Origin of the sequence: Marinifaba aquimaris, from assembly GCF_013328345.1 — a bacterium.
Lineage (GTDB): Bacteria > Pseudomonadota > Gammaproteobacteria > Enterobacterales > Alteromonadaceae > Marinifaba > Marinifaba aquimaris.
Map to the genome: position 1 here is coordinate 1 of NZ_JABULX010000030.1, position 21,205 is coordinate 21,205.

At 39.6% G+C, this 21,205-nt stretch carries 19 protein-coding genes; 13 read left to right on the plus strand and 6 right to left on the minus strand.

What is annotated here, in order from left to right; translation table 11 throughout:
- Nucleotides 1-209 (plus strand): integrase core domain-containing protein (locus HR060_RS15685; protein ID WP_174198709.1); only part of this gene is annotated, 209 nt, incomplete at its 5' end.
- A 57-nt stretch (nt 210-266) separates the two neighbouring features.
- On the opposite strand, the gene HR060_RS15690 is transcribed toward HR060_RS15685, so the two are convergent.
- The 6 genes from HR060_RS15690 to HR060_RS15715 all read right to left on the minus strand — a co-directional run bounded on the left by HR060_RS15690 (nt 267) and on the right by HR060_RS15715 (nt 4,383).
- Complete coding sequence (locus HR060_RS15690) at nt 267-701, minus strand: GNAT family N-acetyltransferase (protein WP_174201241.1); 435 nt, start codon at nt 699-701, stop codon at nt 267-269.
- 85 nt (nt 702-786) lie between these two features.
- The gene (locus HR060_RS15695; protein WP_174201242.1) at nt 787-1,473 is read right to left on the minus strand and encodes a helix-turn-helix transcriptional regulator; all 687 of its coding nucleotides are present in this window, start codon (nt 1,471-1,473) and stop codon (nt 787-789) included.
- Nucleotides 1,474-1,499: 26 nt separating this feature from the next.
- The gene (locus tag HR060_RS15700; RefSeq protein ID WP_174201243.1) at nt 1,500-1,823 is read right to left on the minus strand and encodes a hypothetical protein; all 324 of its coding nucleotides are present in this window, start codon (nt 1,821-1,823) and stop codon (nt 1,500-1,502) included.
- Between the two features lie 144 nt (nt 1,824-1,967).
- Nucleotides 1,968-3,371, minus strand: a complete 1,404-nt coding sequence (locus HR060_RS15705) for a DEAD/DEAH box helicase (protein WP_174201244.1) — start codon at nt 3,369-3,371, stop codon at nt 1,968-1,970.
- A gap of 89 nt (nt 3,372-3,460) precedes the next feature.
- Nucleotides 3,461-3,658: a putative antibiotic biosynthesis monooxygenase gene (locus tag HR060_RS15710; protein ID WP_174201245.1), complete on the minus strand. Its 198-nt coding sequence runs from the start codon at nt 3,656-3,658 to the stop codon at nt 3,461-3,463.
- A 32-nt stretch (nt 3,659-3,690) separates the two neighbouring features.
- Nucleotides 3,691-4,383, minus strand: coding sequence for a pirin family protein (locus tag HR060_RS15715; RefSeq protein ID WP_174201246.1), 693 nt, complete (start codon nt 4,381-4,383; stop codon nt 3,691-3,693).
- 117 nt (nt 4,384-4,500) lie between these two features.
- Between HR060_RS15715 and HR060_RS15720 the strand changes: the two genes are divergently transcribed.
- The 12 genes from HR060_RS15720 (at nt 4,501) to HR060_RS15775 (ending at nt 21,197) form a co-directional block, all read left to right on the plus strand.
- Entirely contained in the window at nt 4,501-5,412 is a 912-nt protein-coding gene (locus tag HR060_RS15720; protein ID WP_174201247.1) for a LysR substrate-binding domain-containing protein, read from the plus strand.
- A gap of 78 nt (nt 5,413-5,490) precedes the next feature.
- Nucleotides 5,491-6,534, plus strand: coding sequence for an FAD:protein FMN transferase (locus HR060_RS15725; RefSeq protein ID WP_174201248.1), 1,044 nt, complete (start codon nt 5,491-5,493; stop codon nt 6,532-6,534).
- Nucleotides 6,535-7,447: 913 nt separating this feature from the next.
- Nucleotides 7,448-9,787, plus strand: a complete 2,340-nt coding sequence (locus HR060_RS15730) for an RICIN domain-containing protein (protein WP_174201249.1) — start codon at nt 7,448-7,450, stop codon at nt 9,785-9,787.
- A gap of 176 nt (nt 9,788-9,963) precedes the next feature.
- A complete protein-coding gene (locus HR060_RS15735; protein ID WP_174201250.1) occupies nt 9,964-12,621 on the plus strand; it encodes a glycosyl hydrolase family 18 protein in 2,658 nt (885 codons plus the stop codon).
- 162 nt (nt 12,622-12,783) lie between these two features.
- Nucleotides 12,784-13,020 carry a (Na+)-NQR maturation NqrM gene (gene nqrM / locus HR060_RS15740; RefSeq protein WP_174201251.1) on the plus strand — a complete coding sequence of 79 codons (237 nt, stop codon included), beginning with the start codon at nt 12,784-12,786 and terminating at the stop codon, nt 13,018-13,020.
- A 459-nt stretch (nt 13,021-13,479) separates the two neighbouring features.
- Nucleotides 13,480-14,538, plus strand: a complete 1,059-nt coding sequence (dinB, locus tag HR060_RS15745) for a DNA polymerase IV (protein WP_174201252.1) — start codon at nt 13,480-13,482, stop codon at nt 14,536-14,538.
- Nucleotides 14,539-14,654: 116 nt separating this feature from the next.
- Complete coding sequence (parC, locus tag HR060_RS15750) at nt 14,655-16,952, plus strand: DNA topoisomerase IV subunit A (RefSeq protein ID WP_174201253.1); 2,298 nt, start codon at nt 14,655-14,657, stop codon at nt 16,950-16,952.
- Between the two features lie 143 nt (nt 16,953-17,095).
- Nucleotides 17,096-17,833 carry a 1-acylglycerol-3-phosphate O-acyltransferase gene (locus HR060_RS15755; RefSeq protein WP_174201254.1) on the plus strand — a complete coding sequence of 246 codons (738 nt, stop codon included), beginning with the start codon at nt 17,096-17,098 and terminating at the stop codon, nt 17,831-17,833.
- Between the two features lie 53 nt (nt 17,834-17,886).
- Nucleotides 17,887-18,210, plus strand: a complete 324-nt coding sequence (rraB, locus tag HR060_RS15760) for a ribonuclease E inhibitor RraB (RefSeq protein ID WP_174201281.1) — start codon at nt 17,887-17,889, stop codon at nt 18,208-18,210.
- A gap of 43 nt (nt 18,211-18,253) precedes the next feature.
- The gene (locus tag HR060_RS15765; protein WP_174201255.1) at nt 18,254-19,180 is read left to right on the plus strand and encodes a histone deacetylase family protein; all 927 of its coding nucleotides are present in this window, start codon (nt 18,254-18,256) and stop codon (nt 19,178-19,180) included.
- A 34-nt stretch (nt 19,181-19,214) separates the two neighbouring features.
- Entirely contained in the window at nt 19,215-20,162 is a 948-nt protein-coding gene (locus HR060_RS15770; RefSeq protein WP_174201256.1) for a glucosaminidase domain-containing protein, read from the plus strand.
- Nucleotides 20,163-20,432: 270 nt separating this feature from the next.
- Nucleotides 20,433-21,197 carry a DUF3450 domain-containing protein gene (locus HR060_RS15775; protein ID WP_174201257.1) on the plus strand — a complete coding sequence of 255 codons (765 nt, stop codon included), beginning with the start codon at nt 20,433-20,435 and terminating at the stop codon, nt 21,195-21,197.
- Nucleotides 21,198-21,205 lie beyond the last annotated feature (8 nt).

A 21,205-nucleotide genomic window follows, 5' to 3' on the forward strand; every position in this document is an offset into this window, starting at 1 on the left:
GTTCAATGACAGATGGTTATGACTGCTATCAAAATGCACTGGCTGAGAGAGTAAACGGTATTCTTAAAAACGAATACTTGTTAATGAAACCAAATAACCTAAATGAGGCAAGGGAAATGGTAAAACAATCAGTCGATTTATATAATCAACAAAGGCCACATTCGGCCTTAAAATACAAAACGCCCGATGAAATTCATCAGGCGTTTTAATCAAAAAAGTGTCAACCCATACTAGGATGGGTCATAATGATGTTTTTCATTCAGGATTTAGCTTTTAACTTGCAAGTTGCTTAATGATAAGTGATGCGAACTTATATTGAGTCCTTTTTTTAGATAAAGTTTGTGAGCCTCATGCCTTTGATGGCCCGTATCTAAATGCAAGGCATCGCAGCCTATTTCTTTAGCATGATTAATTAACCAATCCATTAAACATGAGGCATAGCCTTTTCCTCGGTAGGCGGTAAGCGTCGTTAAATCATCAATGTAGAGCGTTTTGCCCCAAGCGAGAAACTCATTGACTCTAAAACCTGCTGCACTGGCAACAATACCATTATCTTTAATCGCGATAATAGAATAGCCTTGTGAGATTTGTCGTTTTACTTGTTCTGTGAATGTATTTTTTGTTAGGTGGGGGCGAAGCGCAAAAAAGGCATCAAAGCACAACGCGATATCAGTTTCACTTTCCATAACAGTGACAGGCATTTATAACGTTTCCTTACTAAAGATTAAACATCAAATTAAACACTACCGATAACCGCGCTAGATTTAAAGTAAGATTGTTAAAAAGTTATTCGTCACAATAAAGTGATAAGTAATGTTTTAAGCTCAAATTAGGTTTTGTCTGATAACTATCGGTAAGGGTTTTAAGCAGGTTGATTCTATCTAACCTAAACATGCGATAAGCCGCTCGCTTTTCACACCAGGCAATTAAAGTCCATGTTCTGCCCCAATAAATCACCCCCAAAGGCCAAATAATGCGATTACTTTGCTGCCCGTCTTCTCGGGTATAAGCCAAATCACATTTGAGTTTGTTTTTAATGGCATCGGCGATTAAATCATTGTATTTCGAACTTCTACCTTCATCTAAATTAGGGACGATAAGCCATTCAGGCTTTTGCACATGTTTAAGGTGTAGGTTCTCTGGCAACACAGAATGAATTTTATTTAATGCTGACTCGGCGGCTTTTGCCATTGACTCTCCGCTCCAGCCTTGCACCATTCTTACGCCTAGCAGTAGCGCTTCGAGTTCTGTTTCATCGAACATTAAAGGCGGCACACTGTGTTTTGGTTTTAGTCTATAGCCGATACCAGCTTCTGAATCGATAGGCACGCCTGAGTAAATTAAATCTTGAATATCTCGATAGATAGTCCGTTCTGTCACCTCTAGCATATCGGCCAACTGCTTGGCGGTAACAACTGAGCGACGGCCGCGTAACATAGTTACGATTTGGAATAGTCGCTCAGCTTTTTTCATGATATTTCCTTAATTAATTCAGTCTATTACGCAGCTTTCTCACAAGCTTGAAGCTCTGATAATACGTTGTAGAGCGAAATTGTCACGTTTTCCATTTCCATGACCATTGCCAGTTTTTCTGCAATTGGGTGTGACTCAAATGCTGCACTGCCTTTTTGAGCGCAGTCTTCATCTGTCCAATAAATAAAGTCACTAAATAAATTATCATCTCGTTGAATCATTGAACGGTATTGGAAGCCATCTTGCTCAGCTAAAAATGCATTGAGCTGCTCAGAAATTGCCAAAATACTCTTCATATCAACGTTTGCTTTAAAACGATATTCAACTACTTCTATTACTGTTGTTGCCATTGTTTGTCTCCTTTATAAATGGGCTTATTTTCAACGAGAAAAACTATAATGGAGGCTAACTGACAATAAGTGTCAGTTGGTTAGAGCAGGGCAATAAAAATGTTCAGGTATTAAAAAGGAGCGATTTGCTCCTTTTTTTGTGCTTTATTTAGCGGCGTTAAAACTCACTTTTGCTTTACTCGGTCTTTTGCGGCGTTGACCGGAAGGTGAGTTATTGCCTGACTTGTTATCCGCTGACTTTCTAGGAGGTCGGTTATTGCTCGATTTAGGCTTATTTGTATTTTGGCCTGAACGTTTTTTTACTGGTGGTTTAGCTTGATGAGCTTCTGTTTGCTCACCTTCTACAGCTTGCTTCTTCTTCGGTTTTTTCGGCTTTTTCTTTTTCGGCGCACGTAACACGGATTCTGGCAGTTCATTAACCGGTTCAAAACCGGCAACCGTTTCACGAACAATCAGTTGTTGAATAAGCTGCTCGATATCTGACAGCAATTTAAACTCATCGGCGCAGACTAAAGAAATGGCGCGCCCTGAGCTACCCGCTCGACCTGTACGACCAATACGGTGCACATAATCTTCACTGACATGTGGTAGTTCGAAGTTGATCACTATTGGCAATAAGTCGATATCTATGCCTCGAGCTGCAATATCAGTCGCCACTAGGACACTGATCTCTCCTGCTTTTAAACCAGCAAGTGCCTTGGTGCGAGCACCTTGGCTTTTATTGCCGTGAATAGCAGCAGCTTTTACCCCTTTAGATTCTAGCTCACGGGTCAAACGATTAGCGCCGTGTTTCGTCTTACTGAACACCAGCACTTGTTGCCAACCATTTTCAACGATTAAATGATGCAGTAATTTGGCTTTGCGTCTTTTATCTACCGGAATAATCGTCTGATTGATTTTCTCGGCTGTGGTATTTTCAGGCGCTACTGAAATTTCAATTGGGTTATTGACTAACCCTTTTGCTAAATCACGAATTTCTTCTGAGAAGGTAGCGGAAAACAACAGGTTTTGTCTTTTTGGCGGCAATAATCGCAAGATGCGCTTGATGTCATTGATAAAGCCCATATCGAGCATGCGATCGGCTTCATCTAAAACCAACACCTCGAGGCTATCAAATTTAACGGCATTTTGTTGATGTAAATCGAGTAGACGGCCAGGCGTGGCAACTAAAATATCAACGCCTCGTCTTAATTTCATCATTTGTGGATTGATTTTAACCCCACCAAAAACCACTTGGTTACTCAATACTAAGTGTTTACTGTAAGCCGTAATATTCTCATCTATTTGCGCAGCTAGCTCACGCGTTGGCGCTAAAATTAAAGCACGAGCTTGGTTAGGCTTAGGTTTTCTACCTTCAGCAAGCCTTTCCAAAATAGGTAAGGTAAAGCCTGCTGTTTTACCCGTTCCCGTTTGGGCTGCAGCCATTACATCTTTGCCTTCTAAAATAGGCGGTATAGCTTTGGCCTGAATAGGTGATGGGGTTTTATAACCTTGTTCCGCCACAGCTTTTAAGATGGCTTCAGATAGGGGTAAATCAGCAAATAGCATACAGATACTCTTTCATTACTTAGTTAGCGTATTTGCTAACGTGTCGATAAGCGGCGCACCTTACCGTAGAGCTTAGCTAATTACCATTATTATTGCTTGTTGGCCCCAGAAAAGCGGCTTAATAGTGGCATTAAGCCAAAACTAATCAAAGGCACAATCACTGCAAGAGAAATAAGAGTGACAATCAAATGATTATCACTGATATTTTGTGCCACCCAAGGTGGAATGAAATAAACCAGTGGCACTAACATTAAATAATTGCTCAAACTGCTTTTTATTTTACTCATTTTACTTTGCCCTTAGTTCAAATTAATACTGATTAGTTTTGTGCATCATCGTGGTAAATAAAGATAATCATGGCGTCATCATCTTGTGCCTGATAATCAATACCGTTTTCTACTTTGATTAGGCTTTGTGCTTTAACCGCTTCTCCATTGATAATTGCATCCCCCTTTGGTAGATAAGCCATTAATTCCCCCGGTAAAGTGAAAGTATCGCCCTTGTTAGCTAACCCGACACTTAAAGCTGTTTGGCTATAGAATGTATCGTCTTGTGCTTTACTGCCGCCATAGATTTTAGTTAATTCGCCGTGCTTAAATTGATATGTTTTATAGCCTGCACGCTCACCTAATTGGTCTGGTAAAACCCAAATTTGAATTAATTGGTTAGGCCCTTCTTCGGGATTAATTTCATTATGCGCAAAACCTTCTGCACCGGCGCGTTGTACCTGAGCCATGTTGGCTTCAATATCTTTACCGTGCTCAAGCGATCCTTCATGCGAAACACGACCCGAACCCATTACAGAAATAACGTCAATTTCGCTATGACTGTGCATTTTTGTTTCACCAAAAGGCAAGTAACTCGCATCGGCTAAGTAAACAAAATTACCTAAACCATCGAATGCCTTTTCATGTGCGCGGCCCTGAAAAACGCGTCTATCCGTTACAAAACGCTTCTCTGTTAAACCGTTGAAACCGCCTTGTGGTAATTCGTTAAAGTGAAGTACTTGCATTGTCTTTTCCTATTTGTGTTCAATTGTTTGTTTAACTTGAATGCAAGTTTAGAGGCTTACCTGAATTGGATAAATACGCTAAAATGGGAGTGATTGTTCTATTTAGGGTAACAATAAGTGCTTAAGACTAAAATAACTGATATCAATGATTACTTGGTTTTTGTCCAAGTTGTTGAACAAGGCAACTTTACCAAGGCGGCTGATGTATTGGGGCTACCTAAATCTAACATTAGTCGCAAAATCAGCCGCTTAGAAAGTGAGTTAAAGGTACTTTTACTTGAAAGAACAACCCGAGCATTGCGTTTAACGGAAATGGGGCAGCTAGTTTATGAGCATGCTAAACGAGTTGAGGAGGAGCTTAATGCCAGCTTTGATTGCATTGATGCGTTATCGGAGGTACCACAAGGCAAGTTAAGATTTTGTACGTCCAATACCATAGGAATTGAGCTCATTGCCCCCATTGTTGCTAAGTTTCATCAGCAATACCCAAAAGTTGAGTTGTTGATGAAATTAGCGAATCGGCGAGTCGATCTGATTGAAGAAAATTACGACTTTGCTATTCGTGTCGGCTTAAATAATGATTCTAGCTTAATCGCTAAACCCATTTATCGAATTAAAATGAAGCTGTTTGCTAGTAAAGACTACTTAGCCCAATACCAAGCAATAACACACCCACAGCAGTTGGTTGAGCAACCGTGTCTATTTATGAATACCTTGTCTAACATTCCCAATTGGCAATTGTCAGAAAATAAAGATACAACAAAGCAAGATTATGCTATCAATGCTACTTTTACCTGTGATGATTTTATGGTCATCCGTCAAGCTTGTCTCGATTCAATGGGGATTGCCCTTTTACCGAGTTACATGGCCGATAAAGCGTTAGTTGATGGGATGCTTGAACTCGTATTACCCGATTGGACGGGGCCAGAGCTTGATTTGTCTGTCGTTTACCCCAGTCGCAAAGGGGCGACGCCTAAGCTGAAAGCCATGATTAATTATTTGTCAGCATATTTTGCCGAAAAAAGCTGATTAACCAGTGTTATACTTTTAATCAGTAACACACTAAATCGTATTAAAATTAGATCTTTACGGATAAACAATATCAATATGAAAAAAGCACTTCAGTCTTTAGCCATTGTGGCCTCAAGTTGCTTGTTTGTTGCCGCTTGTACCGAGCCAACAACTCAAAGCCAAGCTCAACAACAAATCCCTCAGCAAGTTTTACTAGAAGGTAAAACAATGGGGACGACTTACTCAGTTAAGTTTTACGCGGATAAATCCAAAATTCGTACCCAAAGCTTTTACAGTGATATCGAATCGATTTTAAAAACCGTTAACCAACAAATGTCGACCTATATAAAAGACTCAGAGTTAAGCCGTTTTAATCGCTACACAGAGCAAGAGAAGTTTGAAGTATCAAAAGATACGGCGTTTGTTGTTGGTAAAGCGATTGAAATTGGTCAACAAACTCAAGGCGCACTTGATGTGACCGTAGGACCGTTAATTAACTTATGGGGCTTTGGTGCACAGGGGCAAACCAATATCGTGCCTACTGAAGATGAATTAAAACTGGCAAAAAGCTTAACAGGTTTAGATAAGTTGGCCGTTACAGAAAATACACTTGCCAAAAGCCAGTCACAAATTTCAGTTGATTTATCAGCTATCGCCAAAGGTTTTGGCGTCGATAAAGTTGCCGAGTACTTAGAAGAGAAGGGGATTAGCAGCTACCTCGTTGAAATTGGTGGTGAGATGCGTGCTAAAGGTAAAAAGCCACAAGGCGGTTTATGGCGTGTAGCCATTGAAAAGCCAACCTCGGGGGAGCGCAGCGTGCAAAAAATTATCAACCTAGCTAATATCAGTATTGCCACCTCGGGTGACTACCGAAACTATTTTGAAAAAGACGGCAAGCGCTTTTCTCATACCATTGACCCAACGACAGCTAAACCTATTACCCATAACTTAGCATCGGTTACTGTGCTACATCCATCAGCGATGATGGCAGATGGTTTAGCAACTGCCATGAATGTAATGGGACCTGAAAAAGCACTCGAATTTGCCAAAGAGCAAGCCTTAGCCGTGTTTATTATTGTTAAATCGGCAGACGGTTTTGAAGTGCAGTACAGCCCTAAATTCAAACCTTATTTAAACTAATCGCTGAAAAAATAGAATTTGGCATGACTCAAAAGCTATAGAGATAATACTTAGTTGCTTATAGCTTATCTTCTTATAAAGGTACGTTTAATTAAACGTACTTTTTTTTGCTCGTCGATAATGACTTTTCGGAGGCTTATCAAGACATGTCATACTATTCATTGTATAAGAAACTGAACTATCTGAATTTGTTTAGGTTACCTCTTTAGCTTCTTCAAAAATACCTCAATTTGGATATACCTTCGCAGCTGAATCACTCATCACCAAAATACACACTACTTGGGCTTTTTTAGAAGGTGGAAAGCAAAAAGAAAATCAGTTTCTCGTTTTACCTAAAACCTTATGCAATAGATAAGTGTTATTTGTATTTTTCCCACTAAAACTTACTTTCCGCTTTGAGTGCAAAGATAAAAGCTAATTAAAACAATTGTTTAATTTGTTTTTACTGGTTTAGTTATCCTTTTGAATGTCACCTCATTAGCGCTTAAAAACAACCTGTTATGAGCCGTTAATATGTTTGTTTTTATCAATGGATATAGGTTAAGTGTTTGTTATGTAAGATTTTTATCTGTTCGTTCATGATGAGTTCAGATTGTTTTAACGTTGAATACTCATTTTCAGTAACGCTTCCTTACGGGCATGATTTCGCCTTAATGAATAAAAAACTTCATTTAAATCAGCTGTTTATCCTTTTCTTTCTATTAGTTGCTCTATGCTCAATGAGCACTATGTGGAGGGCCGTTTATCGATATTTTAAGTATATAGGTTTTTATTTAACTTATTGATATTAAATGTTTTTTATTGGCTTTTGGTGATTATCAGCCCAGGTGGTCTGTGCAGGGAAGATTTTGCTATTTATTCTGAAAAAACGCTTAAGGCGTATCCAAATAAATTATAAAAAGTGGACATTTAGATGAAAACAAAAACAAATTTAGTTGCTTTGGCAATCATGGGGGCAATTCAGTGTAATGCGAATGCTGCAACTGTAGGTTATATCTTTAACGAGACGATGGATCTAGATCTAGTATCGACAGAGTTTGGTACGATCCAAGCTGACATTAATAATCCCGAGCAGAATTTAAATTATGATTTTATCTGTACACAAGATAAAGTTAGCTTAGGTTTAGGTTGTGACGGTATTTTTCAGGGGGTGCCAACAAAAGACGATTTACCTAGTGGTAAACTGCCAAATGAACGTTTTCAATTTAATTATGCAGAATATTTCACAAAAAGTATGGTGTCTTTCCCACATGGCCACCCCACACCTCAGGGAACGTCTTACCAACCTTCCCCAATTAGTCAATTTACTTCATTAGCCGATTCAAAGGGCTGGGTTTATGAAACGAATTTCTTCGAAAAACTAGTAATTAAAGATGCATGTGCAGCAGAAGTATTTGCATCTAGTCCAGTTCAGTTAAAAGCGGCAAACTTTTCATTAGTGACCAGAGATGGCGCCGTTCATGATTACACTTCGCAAACGGCAGAATGTAGCTTAGCAATTAGCGGGATACCAACATCTGGATTACAGGCTTTTGTTGGCAGTCCATCTGAAGACTATTTTGGGGTTGCAACAATAACAAAAGATGGTCGCCTGCAAGTTTACCTAGCTAATGGCACTTTAAAATACGTCTCATCAAATAGTCCATTGCTTGTTGGCTCGTTAGTAGAAGGTCCGGGTAATACGGTTTTCGCTGTTGATGAAAATCATCAAATTGTTCAGTTTGAAGAAGTGGGTGGTGATTTCATTACTCATCAGCAAACACATACAAAAGTTAAGCCAGGCAACATCGCCGTTTCAAACAATGGTGACAGAGTTTATGCGATAAGCACTGCCGGTAAGTTAGTTTCATCTGAGCTAAGTGGTGATATTTTTGCTGATAGCTTTAAACTCGTTAGTTTTGCAACCTTTGCTCAGGGTAGTTTAGTTAATACCGATAAAGGGGTAGTAGTAGCCTCTAAAAGTGGCAGTCTGTTTAAAGTCGAAGGCACAAACTTAAGCCTCTTTTCTCAATTAAGTAATCAACAAGTTATTCCTAATACATTGACTTATGGTGGTAAAAATGATGGTAGAGAGGTGGTTTATGCCATTACTGAGCAGAGTAATCACTCCATTCATATGTGTTTTATCGATACCCTTGATTGTGTAAATGTTGGCCAATGGGGAGGACATGTTAGCCCTAACTCTCTAGTGGGTTGGGATGACCGTATTTTTGGTACTTTTGACGATGGTCGTATTTTCAATACTTACAATGCAGGTAACGGCCAAGTTGGTTTTGCAACGCTAACGACTACGTATAAACCTTCTGTTCCGGGCAGCTTAGCGACAAACAAAGACGGTGTATACAGTGTTGCGGATGATGGCACGTTATTATTTAGCTATTGGGCAGCAGGCCACGGTTGGTTGCAGACACAACACGACTATGGTGCAACACAAGATCCTAAAACATGGTTAGTGCCAGGTTCTTTAAAAGTTGACGACAATAAAATTGTTTATGGTATTAACCGCGCCGGTAAACAAATTCGCTACAACGCAGGTACTCAAAAATGCTACTCAGTTGATGGTTGGGATGGTATCACGGCTCAATTGACCGCAGTTAATTGTTATATTCAAAACATTACGGACCAGGTATGGACTCGCCGAGACCATGCATTTAACAAAGAAAATGTTGTTTTAAGATTTGATAAAATTGACCCGTACTTAGACGCCTTTGAAATTGATACTGGCCTTGAAATTACAGGGTGGGTTGATGATGTTCCTGTTGTTGAGCGCACAAATCTACAAAATCAGGCAAATGGTGAACTTAAAATCCAAATTGATACAGAAACACCTACTCAGATTGCTTTGAAACCTGGTTACAGAATACGAATTAGTCATCAACAAACTCATGGTTGTTTGTATAGTCCAAATGCGAGCAATGGTAGTAATATCAGAGCCTTTAATTGTTTTCCTTCATACGATCAGGTTTGGCAAATTAAAGGCACTGATGAATCTAAGTATATTAATTTGATGCATACAGGAACCAGTAAGGCCATGTATGTTAACTCTGGCACCATGGATGTTGACCATTGGGACTGGTGGTATGGTGATAAACACATGAAATTTGAATTGGTACCAAGAGGTGATGCTTGGCAAATTCGTCACAAAGAAACTAACTCATGTTTATATATCACTGAAAAGGCAACTAATACGGTTCATGCTGAAGCCTGTTCTACAGATAACCGTCAGTTATTCCACTTAAGTATTGTTAAGTAATAACAACTCACTCAAAGGCATGGTTTAAACCATGCCTTTCTATTTATCGCCGCCTGATCTCTCCCAAGAAACTTCGTTTAAATAAGTTAAGTTGTTAATTTAACTTTATTTTTTCATAAAAATTAAATATTTTTAGATGTTGAGTTTTTGTTTTTATTGTTATAAAAAAGCAATAAATGTTGGTTATGTGTTTATCTGGTGTTTACCAGTGGCCCATGCAACTGACGCTTGTATATGGAAATTTTGAAGTTTTGGTTGTTATCATGCGCTTGGTATTAGGTCTACTGTTCGTATTTTTAAGCTTTGTTGGTCAAGCAAAAGAGAAATGGGTAATTGGTTACTTTCATTTCTGGGTTATTTATAATTACAACTACCACATTCATGATGTAGAAGCGCAAAGGTTGACGCACCTGATCTACAAATGCATCAAACCGGGCAAGGGTGGAACGGTTGAAATGTGTGATGTACAAACGGATATCAAATTTAACTACCCAGACCACACCATTTCAGGCGATCGGCTAAATGGCAGTTATGGCCAAATGCTTAAGCTTAAGAAGCAACATCCTCATTTAAAAAATATCATTTCTTTGGGCGGCTGGGGTAACTCCACTTATTTTTCCGCAATTGCCGCTGATGCCACTGTAAGGCAGTACTTTATTAATAATTTAATTGAGCATATTGATAAATATCAGTTTGATGGAATTGAAGTTGACTGGCGCTACCCTGTTTATGGTGGTGATCCTGGTAACCCTAATCATCCTGACGATGCAAACAATCTTTCACTGCTTATTACAGAGTTAAGGCAAGCTTTAGATCAACTAGAAACAAAACGAAAAAAAAAGTATTGGTTGTCATTAGTATCTGCATTTGTTGAAGAGTATTCAGGTATCTGGCACCCCAAGCAAATTAGTGAACATCTTGATTTTGTTTCTATTACGTCATCTTTTATGTATGGCGCATGGAGTAAAGAGGCGCAACACCAAGCCCCTTTGGGCATTAATCCAAATTTACCAACACCCGAGAATACCATAGAGGCTGGGGTAGCTTGGTTAAAGCAAAAAGGCTTGCCGGCGGATAAAATCGTGATGTCTATTCCTAGCCATATTCACGCCTGGCAAGGGGTTGAATATGGTGAAAATAAAGGTTTATACCAACCATGGCAGTATTTGCCGGATTCCAGTCGCAACGACATAAATGGTAAACCTTCTGGTTTATTTAGTTATTCTCAAGTACTTGAATTATTAGAGCAAGAAGGCAGTGAGCTTATTTGGGATGAATACACTAAAGGTCACTATGTATATAACCATCAGCACAAACTTTTCGTTACTTTTGAATCTCATCAATCTGCACTTGCTAAACTTCATTATGCTGATCAACAAGGCTTTGCTGGCGTGGCATTATCGGAGTTGAGCAGTGATGTAAAATCGGCTGAATCGCTGCAGTTTTTATTATTTGAGCACTATTATCCGACTAAGGCATTTATCCTCGATTTAAAGAGTTTGTTGATTGAGTATCAAAAATTATTGCTAGGTATATTTGTTGGCATTTTGATCATCATTGTGGGGATGTTTTGGCGTTTAAATCAGCTTAAACAGCAGAAGCTAGCGGATGCAGAACTAGAAAAACATAGGGGAATTAAATCTGAACTTTTCAATCATTTGGCTATTGTCGGCTTAATTGCTGAACAGTTGTGTGTGCTATTTGAACGCTCTTCGCGCGCGATACTTCCCAAGCTTTATTATGATAGTCAGTTGAAATTACTAAAATTGCAGAATGATCAGCTCTTCTTATTGTCTTTATCACAAAATATCAATGCTGAAGAATTGACGACGACAGAAATGAAATTGAGAAATCGAAGTGTTTGTTTAAATGCTCTGGTCATGAGTTTAGATAAAGACTATTTATCAGCTTTACCCAGTGACAGCCTCGTTTTTGTCAAATCAGATATTCGGGCTCTGATTTTTTTATTACGCATAATGCTCAAACAAGGTGAATTTAAAGTTAAGTTAGCTGCCGATAAATGCCACCTTACGGCACTATGTTGTATGGATGCAATGTTACAACTAAGTAAAATTGCGCAAAAGTGGAAACAAGCTTTTCAGGTAAATGAGGGGTATTTCATACTTGAATTAACTTTAGAGCCTCAAAGTCAGCAAATTGTTTATCTAGAACATTTAGAATCTAAATTAAATGATCAAAAGCGATTAAGTATTTTGCAAAAGTTACAGCAGCAGGCGTTAGTGACAGGAGACATTGATTTAAAATTGGAGTCTGTACTTTCGCACCTTACCGATGACACCATCATTAAGTCGGTCAGTGAAGAGCCAAAAATCGTTAAAGAACCGAATTATTTGGTGCAGAATAACAACTTATCCCTGCAATTTGTTCTAAATGATGAACCAAGTGAACAAGATAAATCCTTCTTTGATTGTGTTGCAAACCTAATCGATATCAGCAGGCAATCTGTGATGCATCTAGCTCAGCAACCACAGGTATTATCTGAGCTATATGAAATAAGCAGCCGAAAGGAGCACATTTATTTTGTTAAAGCGGATGAAGGTTACAGCGGGATTTATTACAAAAAAACCGGTAATCCCAAATACATCATGATGAGATTGAAAACGATAAAAAACTACTTTGATGATGAGTCGTTAGTTCAAGTGCATCGCTCATGGCTAGTTAACCCAAATAAAGTTAAATCAGTGAGAAGACGACATAAACGAAGCTACTCGCTTGATTTAGGTATAGAAGAAATTCCAATTGGCCGCAGTTATGTTGATAGTTTAAGCAGCAGGTATCCAGAGTGGTTTGATTCGCTAAAACCTAATTTTTGATCTTTTGTTCGTTTAACGAAACCTGCTTAACTAAGGCTGCACAAATTATCGAATTTTGTGGTAAAATCCGCCACAGGTTTAGAAGTACAATACAGTCCTAAGTTTAAGCCTTATTAACAATAGGTTTAAAAAACAAGGCATTACAATAGTTGCGGAGAAGTAATGACAGTTTTTTTACTCGTTTTCGGGTTCTTTTTGGTGATCGTATTAGCCATGTCAGTTGGCTATTGGGTACAGAGAAAAACTATCAGCGGGAGCTGCGGTGGCATTGGTGCATTAGGTATCGACAAAGCATGTAATTGTGATGACCCTTGCGATAACCGCAAAGAGAAAATGGCAAAAGAAGAAGCCGAACGTGCTGAAAAAGAAAAGCAGTGGCAAAATAACCGAATCGTTTAACGCCGATAAATGACCTGATTAATAATTAAAAGCCCGAGTGAATACTCGGGCTTTTTGCTTTTTGGGCCATGGCAATACAAAGCATAGTTTTGATCAGATTTGTTAATTTGGGTAAAAGCAATTCACTTCAATTACTAACTGGTTAATATTTAAACCGAACAAACGATTGGAGGTGGTTATGTTATTTAATTTACCCTATGCCGGTTTATTTTCTTTTCTCTTTTTTACGCTGTTAATGGGCATTGCTTATCTCTCTTATAAGATGGGTTGGAGCAACTAACCCAATCATTTCAATAAGTTCATTTCAAACGTTTAAACTGTCAATGAGTGTGTTAAAGCTGTAATGATTGAGCTTTAACGCAGTTATTTCAGCAACTGTCTTATCCCTTGCTTTTAATATGGATAAATAAACAGTGCTATGTATAATTGTTAGTACTGTTTTTATTTACAGCTTTTGAGATGGCAAAGAAAATTATTCATGTAGACATGGATTGCTTTTACGCTGCGGTGGCGGTGAGGGATAATCCTGAATTGGCGGGTAAACCCGTGGCAGTTGGTGGCGCAAAAGACAGGCGCGGTGTTATCGCAACATGTAACTATGAAGCACGTGCTTATGGTGTGCGATCTGCAATGGCAACTGCGCAAGCTTTAAAATTATGTCCTCATCTTATTTTAGCTAAAGGTGATATGAACCTTTACAAATCCATCTCACAGCAAGTCAGAGCAATTTTTCAGCAGTACACAGATAAAATTGAACCTTTGTCGCTAGATGAAGCGTATTTAGATGTGTCTGACTGCCAAGCCTTTAATGGCTCTGCCACATTAATTGCCCAAGCCATACGAGAAGAAATCTACCAACAAACTCAATTAACCGCCTCAGCTGGGGTTGCGCCGAATAAATTTATTGCCAAAATTGCAAGTGATGAAAACAAACCCAATGGTATTTGTGTCGTTCCGCCTGACAAAGTCACCGACTTTGTAGCGGCTTTACCATTGCGTAAAATTCCCGGAGTGGGCAAAGTGACAGCTAAAAAGCTGGCAAATATGGGGCTAGAAACAACCGCTGATGTGAGAGTATTTTCACAAAAAGAATTAATCGATCGCTTTGGCAAGTTTGCTTATGCACTTATTGAGCGCAGTCATGGCATTGATGACAGAGAGCTGTGTTTGCACAGAGATCGAAAGTCAATTGGCGTAGAGCATACTTTGGCACAAGATATTTTTTCTGAGCGAGAAATACAGCAAGTTATCGAGCCACTTTTTGATGAACTTTGTAAGCGCATTGATGCAAAAAAACAGAGTAAGCACATCAAAAAGCAAGTTTTGAAGTTAAAGTTCAATGACTTTCAATCCACCACTATTGAGAAAACGGTCTCTGAGTTAAAAAAATCTCACTTTATGGCACTTTTGCAGGCTGTACTGTCTCGACAAAAAGGGCGAAGTATTCGTTTAGTCGGCTTAAGTGTTGGCCTGACTGATAGCGATATAACCGAGCAGCAGCTAAGTTTTAGTTTTTAATCGAGTAGTGCTCTAGTAAATTTTACCAATTTTGTGTAGTGTGAAACCTAACAATGCGTGCTCAATTCTTAGCTGTAGCACGCTAATAATGATAATGACAACTTACCCCGAGCCATATGTCTGATACTTTAGATATTAATCTTGAAAACGTAGAGCAACTGCCGCTGCGTAAATTTACCGAAGATGCCTATTTGAACTACTCCATGTACGTGATCATGGATAGGGCATTACCTCATATCTCTGATGGCTTAAAGCCTGTTCAGCGCCGTATTATTTACGCTATGTCTGAGTTGGGTTTATCCGCTTCTGCTAAATACAAAAAATCAGCCCGTACTGTGGGTGATGTTCTCGGTAAATTCCATCCACACGGCGACTCTGCATGTTATGAAGCCATGGTGCTAATGGCTCAGCCTTTTTCTTATCGCTACCCACTTGTTGACGGTCAGGGTAACTGGGGTGCCCCAGATGATCCTAAATCATTCGCAGCAATGCGTTATACCGAAGCTAAGTTATCTAAATTTGCTGAGGTTTTACTTTCTGAATTAGGCCAAGGTACTGTTAATTGGGGGCCGAACTTTGATGGTACGTTGAAAGAGCCATTACAGTTACCTTCGCGATTACCCCATATTTTGCTTAACGGCATTACAGGTATCGCTGTTGGTATGGCTACCGATATTCCACCGCACAATGTGCGTGAGACGGTTTCTGCTTGTAAGTTATTAATCGATAAGCCAAACGTTTCAATCGAAGATGTGATGGCTTTAGTCCCTGGACCTGATTACCCAACAGAAGCTGAGATCATCACCCCCGCTAAAGAAATCCAGAAAATTTACGAAACGGGTCGCGGTAGCATTAAATCTCGTGCCGTTTATGAAATTGAAGATGGTGAAGTGGTAATAACAGCAGTGCCACACCAAGTTTCAACAGGTAAGGTTTTAGAGCAAATTGCTGCGCAAATGCAGGCGAAAAAGCTCCCTATGGTGACCGATTTACGTGATGAATCTGACCATGAAAACCCTATTCGCTTAGTTGTCGTACCGCGCTCAAACCGCGTTGACACTGAACAATTAATGCAACACCTTTTTGCTACAACCGATTTAGAGAAAAATTTCCGCGTTAACTTGAATATGATTGGCTTAAATAGTCGACCTCAAGTTAAAGGCTTGATCACTATCTTAAAAGAGTGGATCGAGTATCGAAAAGATGTGGTTACACGTCGTTTGCAGTATCGCTTAGACAAAGTGCTTGCTCGTTTGCATATTTTAGAAGGTTTATTAATCGCCTTTTTAAATATCGATGAAGTGATTCATATCATTCGTACTGAAGATGAGCCTAAAGCAAAACTTATCGAGCGTTTCTCGTTAACAGACAAACAAGCTGAAGCAATACTAGAGCTCAAACTTCGTCACTTAGCGAAGTTGGAAGAAATGAAAATTCGCGGCGAGCAAGATGAATTAGAAGCTGAGCGCCAGGCGTTAGAGAAAATTTTAGGTTCTGATAAAGAGCTTAAAAAGCTAATCAAAAAAGAGCTAACTGAAGATGCTAAAAAATATGGTGATGACAGACGTTCACCTATTATTGAGCGTGTTGAAGCTAAAGCGTTAAGCGAAAAAGACTTAGTACCGACAGAAGCCGTCACAGTAGTGGTTTCTGAAAAAGGTTGGGGTCGTTGTGCTAAAGGCCATGATGTTGATGCACAGGCGCTAAATTACAAAGCAGGGGATGGATATTTAGCTTTTGCTCGAGGTCGCTCTAACCAACCATCTGTATTTGTTGATTCTGCAGGTCGTGCTTTTACCACTGAAACCCATACTTTACCATCTGCTAGAAGCCAAGGTGAGCCATTAACAGGCCGGTTTAATATTGGTGCGGGCGAGCGCATTGAGCACGTTATTTTAGCGCAAGATGATGATAAATACCTGATGGCATCCGATGCGGGTTATGGCTTTGTTACTCAGTTTAAAGACCTTGTTAGTAAAAACAAAAACGGTAAAGCGGTATTAACTTTACCCGCCAATGCAAAGGTATTACCGCCTGTTAAATTGTCTAATGTGGAGCAGTTTGTCGTGGGTGTATCGAACGAAGGGCGTATGTTGGTGTTCCCAATTGCTGATTTACCTTCACTTGCTAAAGGTAAGGGGAATAAGGTGATTAGTATCAGTGCTGAACGCGCGCGCAATAGAGAAGAGTACCTAAGACACATCCGTGTTGTGAGCGAACAAGATGGTATTGTTTTAGTTGCGGGTAAACGCAAAATGACACTCAAGCCGAAAGATTGGGAACATTACAAAGGCGAACGTGGTCGAAGAGGTAATAAGTTACCAAGAGGGTTACAACGCGTTGATGATGTGTTGATCGAATCTAACATACCCGATGAGGGTGTATCATCAGAGCTAGAGCCCAGTGATGGTTAGCTGAGAATAAATTAAAAAAAGCGACGTTAGGTCGCTTTTTTCTTGCCTAAAATCGCATCGAACATCAATTGAATCGATCCCTTGCTGACTTTTGTGCCAGATAAACATATACTTTGCGCCGTAATTTATAGGGGAGAGCCATTTTGTTAGCAGCGATTCGTATTCTTTTAATTGCTATCTATTTAATCATTGTTAGTTTAATCGGTGTTGTTTTTTGCGCCTTCAGACCTTTCAACCCCTCCAATGTAAAAGTATTTGCTGATCTATATGCCAAAGTAGCATGGATTATCGGCGTAAAAGTGATTTATCGCACCAATGAAGAAGCTGAGAAAACTCGCCCTGCCGTTATCATAGGTAATCACCAAAACAGTTATGATATTTTTACTATCTCTGGTGCCTTACCTAAACGCGGGGTTACCATTGGCAAGAAAAGCTTAAAGTGGATCCCGTTCTTTGGTTGGTTGTATTGGCTATCGGGCAATATTTTAATTAACCGAGAAAATCGAAAAGCTGCACATGGCACGTTATCAAAAGCAGCTGATGCCATTACTAAAAATGATGTAACCGTTTGGATGTTCCCTGAAGGTACACGCTCTTATGGTCGCGGCCTATTAAAGTTTAAACGCGGTGCCTTTCAGTTAGCTCAAGAAGCTGATGTACCTATTATCCCTATCGTGATGAATAACACTCACGAAAAAATTAAATTAAACCGTTGGAATAATGGATATTTAATTGTTGAAACCTTAGCGCCGCGAAAGTTAACAGCCGAGCAAAGCCAAGATTTAAGAAAAACAGCAAATGAATATCACACTTTAATGCTTGAAAAAATTGAAGCATTAGATGCCGAAGTGGCTGAATTAGAAAAGTCAGCCAAAGCTTAATTAACGAGGAGCGCATTGTGGAATTTCACGAAAACCCATTAGCCTTTAACAAAATGGTTGTTGAGTCATTACTTGAAGACGGTAGTGACCCTCATGCCACTTATGTAATTGAGCACCATTTTTCTTCTACTGACTTCAACAAATTAGAAAAAGCAGCTGTTGCCGCTTATAAGTACGGTTTTGAAGCAACAGATGCTGATGAGTATATTACCGACGATGGTGAAGAGATTTTGTCATTTGACGTGGTTGCACAGACCACATTGTCAGTAGAGGCCATCAATGAACAAACGAAAAAAATGGCTGAAATGGCAAAGGAGTTTGGCGTTGAGTATGACGGCTGGGGCACTGAGTTTATCGAGCCTGAGCTAGACGACTAAAAATAACAAAGCACTAAAATAAAAAACATAATAAGAATAATAAATGACAGCAGCGATTATCAGCCATTACAAATGCCGAATGCACAAAGTACCCGATTGGTATGCAGAGTGTCCGGCGCGACTTGATGTCATTAATAATCAACTTTTATCGACAGGTTTAGATTACTGTGTTGTGCACAAAGACGCGCCTTTAGTGACGCGCGAGCAACTTGAACGCGTGCACGATGCTGACTACCTAGACGAACTAGCCAGCCAAGTACCTGAAGAAGGTTTTAATATGCTAAGTGATGATTTACCACTTAGCCCTAAGACCTTATTGGCAGCGCAACACGCAGCGGGTGCTGGAGTGCTTGGTGTTGATCTGGTTATGGCTGGTGAGCATGATTCAGTATTTTGTAATGTTAGACCACCAGGCCATCATGCAGAACGCAAAAAAGCCATGGGGTTTTGTTTTTACAACAATGTAGCCGTTGCGGCCGCTCATGCACTTGAACACTACGGTTTAAAGCGCGTCGCAATTATTGATTTTGATGTTCATCACGGTAATGGCACGCAAGATATATTTATCGATGATAAGCGTGTTCTGTTTTTCTCATCGTTTCAATATCCGTTTTTTCCAGAAACGGATGTTGATGTCGAGCAACAGAACATTGTTAACATCAAGCTAGATTCAGCCGCGAAAAGTGATGAGTTCAAAGATGCGATTGAACAGGGTGTATTTGCCCCATTAGCCGCTTTTGAACCTGAGTTAATTTTAATTTCTGCCGGGTTTGATGCCCATATTGATGATGATATGTCTTCGGTTGGCTTAGTTGAAGATGACTATATTTGGATCACGCGTCAAATTCGTGCCATTGCTGATAATACGGACTGTTGTCGTGGTTTAGTTTCGACCCTTGAGGGTGGCTATAATTTACCCGCTTTAGCGCGCAGCGTAGTTGCACATATAAAAGCATTGGCTAAATTGTAACCATGCATCAAGCAAAGCGTTATGGAAGATTGTAATGTTAGTGTTTAAAAAATTTATCTCATGTATATCGGGTATCGCTATTTTATCGGCTTGTGCGCCGACGGTTGAAGAGCGTGAGATTATCGCCAAACGGTCAGATAAAACGATAGTAGCAGGTTCTCAACCCGTGGTTGAAGAACGAATTGCCTCTATTGCTGAGCTGCAAAAGGTATTTGAAAAGTTCGACTACGATGCAGAACAATGGCAGCAAGGTAGTCGGGGTGTACCGCGTATCGTTTTTCCCGGGGTCGGAGAAAGCTGGGCTGAGCGCTCTCAAAAAATGCCAGTCAGTATCAAAAAGGATGTCTTTTTTCGTTTGATGGCGCCGCTCATTTTAATCTCTAATGAACATATTTTGTTGGAAAGAGAACGCGTTCAAAATGATGATTTAACTTCACCGGAATTAAAAGCTTTAGCCGTTAAATACCGGATTATTAAAGACAGTGCTTCACCGTTAACTGAAGAGATGCGACAAGCACTTTTATTAAGAGTTGATATTTTACCGGTATCACTTGCCTTAGCTCAAGCTGCCGAAGAGAGTGGTTGGGGTACCTCCCGTTTTGCCAGAGAGGGCAATGCATTCTTTGGTCAGTGGGATTTTTCTGGTAAAGGCATGATCCCTAAGCAACAAAGAAAAGAGCTAGGTAATTATGGTTTGGCGCGATTCGATAGCCCTCTTGATTCAGTTAAAGGTTATATGCTGAATATAAACACGACGGGGGCTTATGAAAAGTTGCGTTCATTAAGAGCACAGCTACGAGCTGATGGCCAAGCAATATCTGGAATGGAGCTTGCCACAACATTAGATAAATACTCAGAACGCGGTCAAGCTTATATTGACGGCATTCAAGGGATGATTTCATACAACAAGTTAGAAACGTTCGATCAGGCTTATCTAATTGAGAACGACTTAGTTGAAATCATCAGTAAAAATCAAAATTAATTGTGCTCATCCGTGACACAAAACGCTTACTACTCGCTTGGAATATGACAAGACTGTCAAAAAGTCAGTAAAAAAAATGTCACCAATTATTCATTTATCTGGTCTTAAATGAATAAATGGTGACAGATACATTTCAATCGTGATTCTTTTCTTACGTTTGTGTTAAAAAATTTTGCCCTGTAACTTTTACGTAATATTTGGTTCATCAAAACGTCACTGAGCTGAAATACCCTTTCTCGCGTCAATTATAAAGTAACCGAGGAAGCTTAAATGAAGCTCTCAAACAGCCTAAAAATCTCTTTAATCGCGGCAGCGGTTAGCTTATCAGCTAACGTTAGCGCGAATGATATTGTAAAGCCTGTTGTTAAAGCAGGTGCCGAAATTAATAAATCAGCCGCTGAATCACAAAAAAGAATCGATAAAATCAGCGATGATATTCAAGAGCGTTTACAACAATTCAAAACAGTAAACAAAGAAATCGAAGGTTTAAACGTATACAACGGTCAATTGCAAAAGCAAGTTGATAATCAATTAGCCGAAATGGCTGAGTTAGATGCTTCAATTGACAAAGTAAGTGTAATTGAACGTCAAATCGTACCTTTAATGATCCGTATGGTTGATGGTTTAGAGCAGTTTGTTGCTTTAGATGTTCCTTTCTTAGCTGATGAGCGTGCAAAACGCATCGCTGATTTAAAAATCATGATGAGTGCAGCTGATGTTGCCACGTCTGAAAAATTCCGCCGTGTTTTAGAAGCTTACCAAGTTGAAGTTGACTACGGAAAAACAATCGAAGCTTACACTGGTTTATTAACAATCAATGGTGTAGAGCGCGATGTTGAGTTCTTACGCATAGGCCGTGTCGCACTTTATTATCAAACACGCGATGGTCAAGTGAACGGTAGCTGGGATAAAGACCAAGCTGGTTTTATCGAATTACCATCACAGTACCGCATTCAAATTTCTAAAGGTTTACGTATTGCTCGTAAGCAGTTAGCCCCTGATTTATTAATGTTGCCTTTAGCTGCAGCTCAGTAATACCGGCA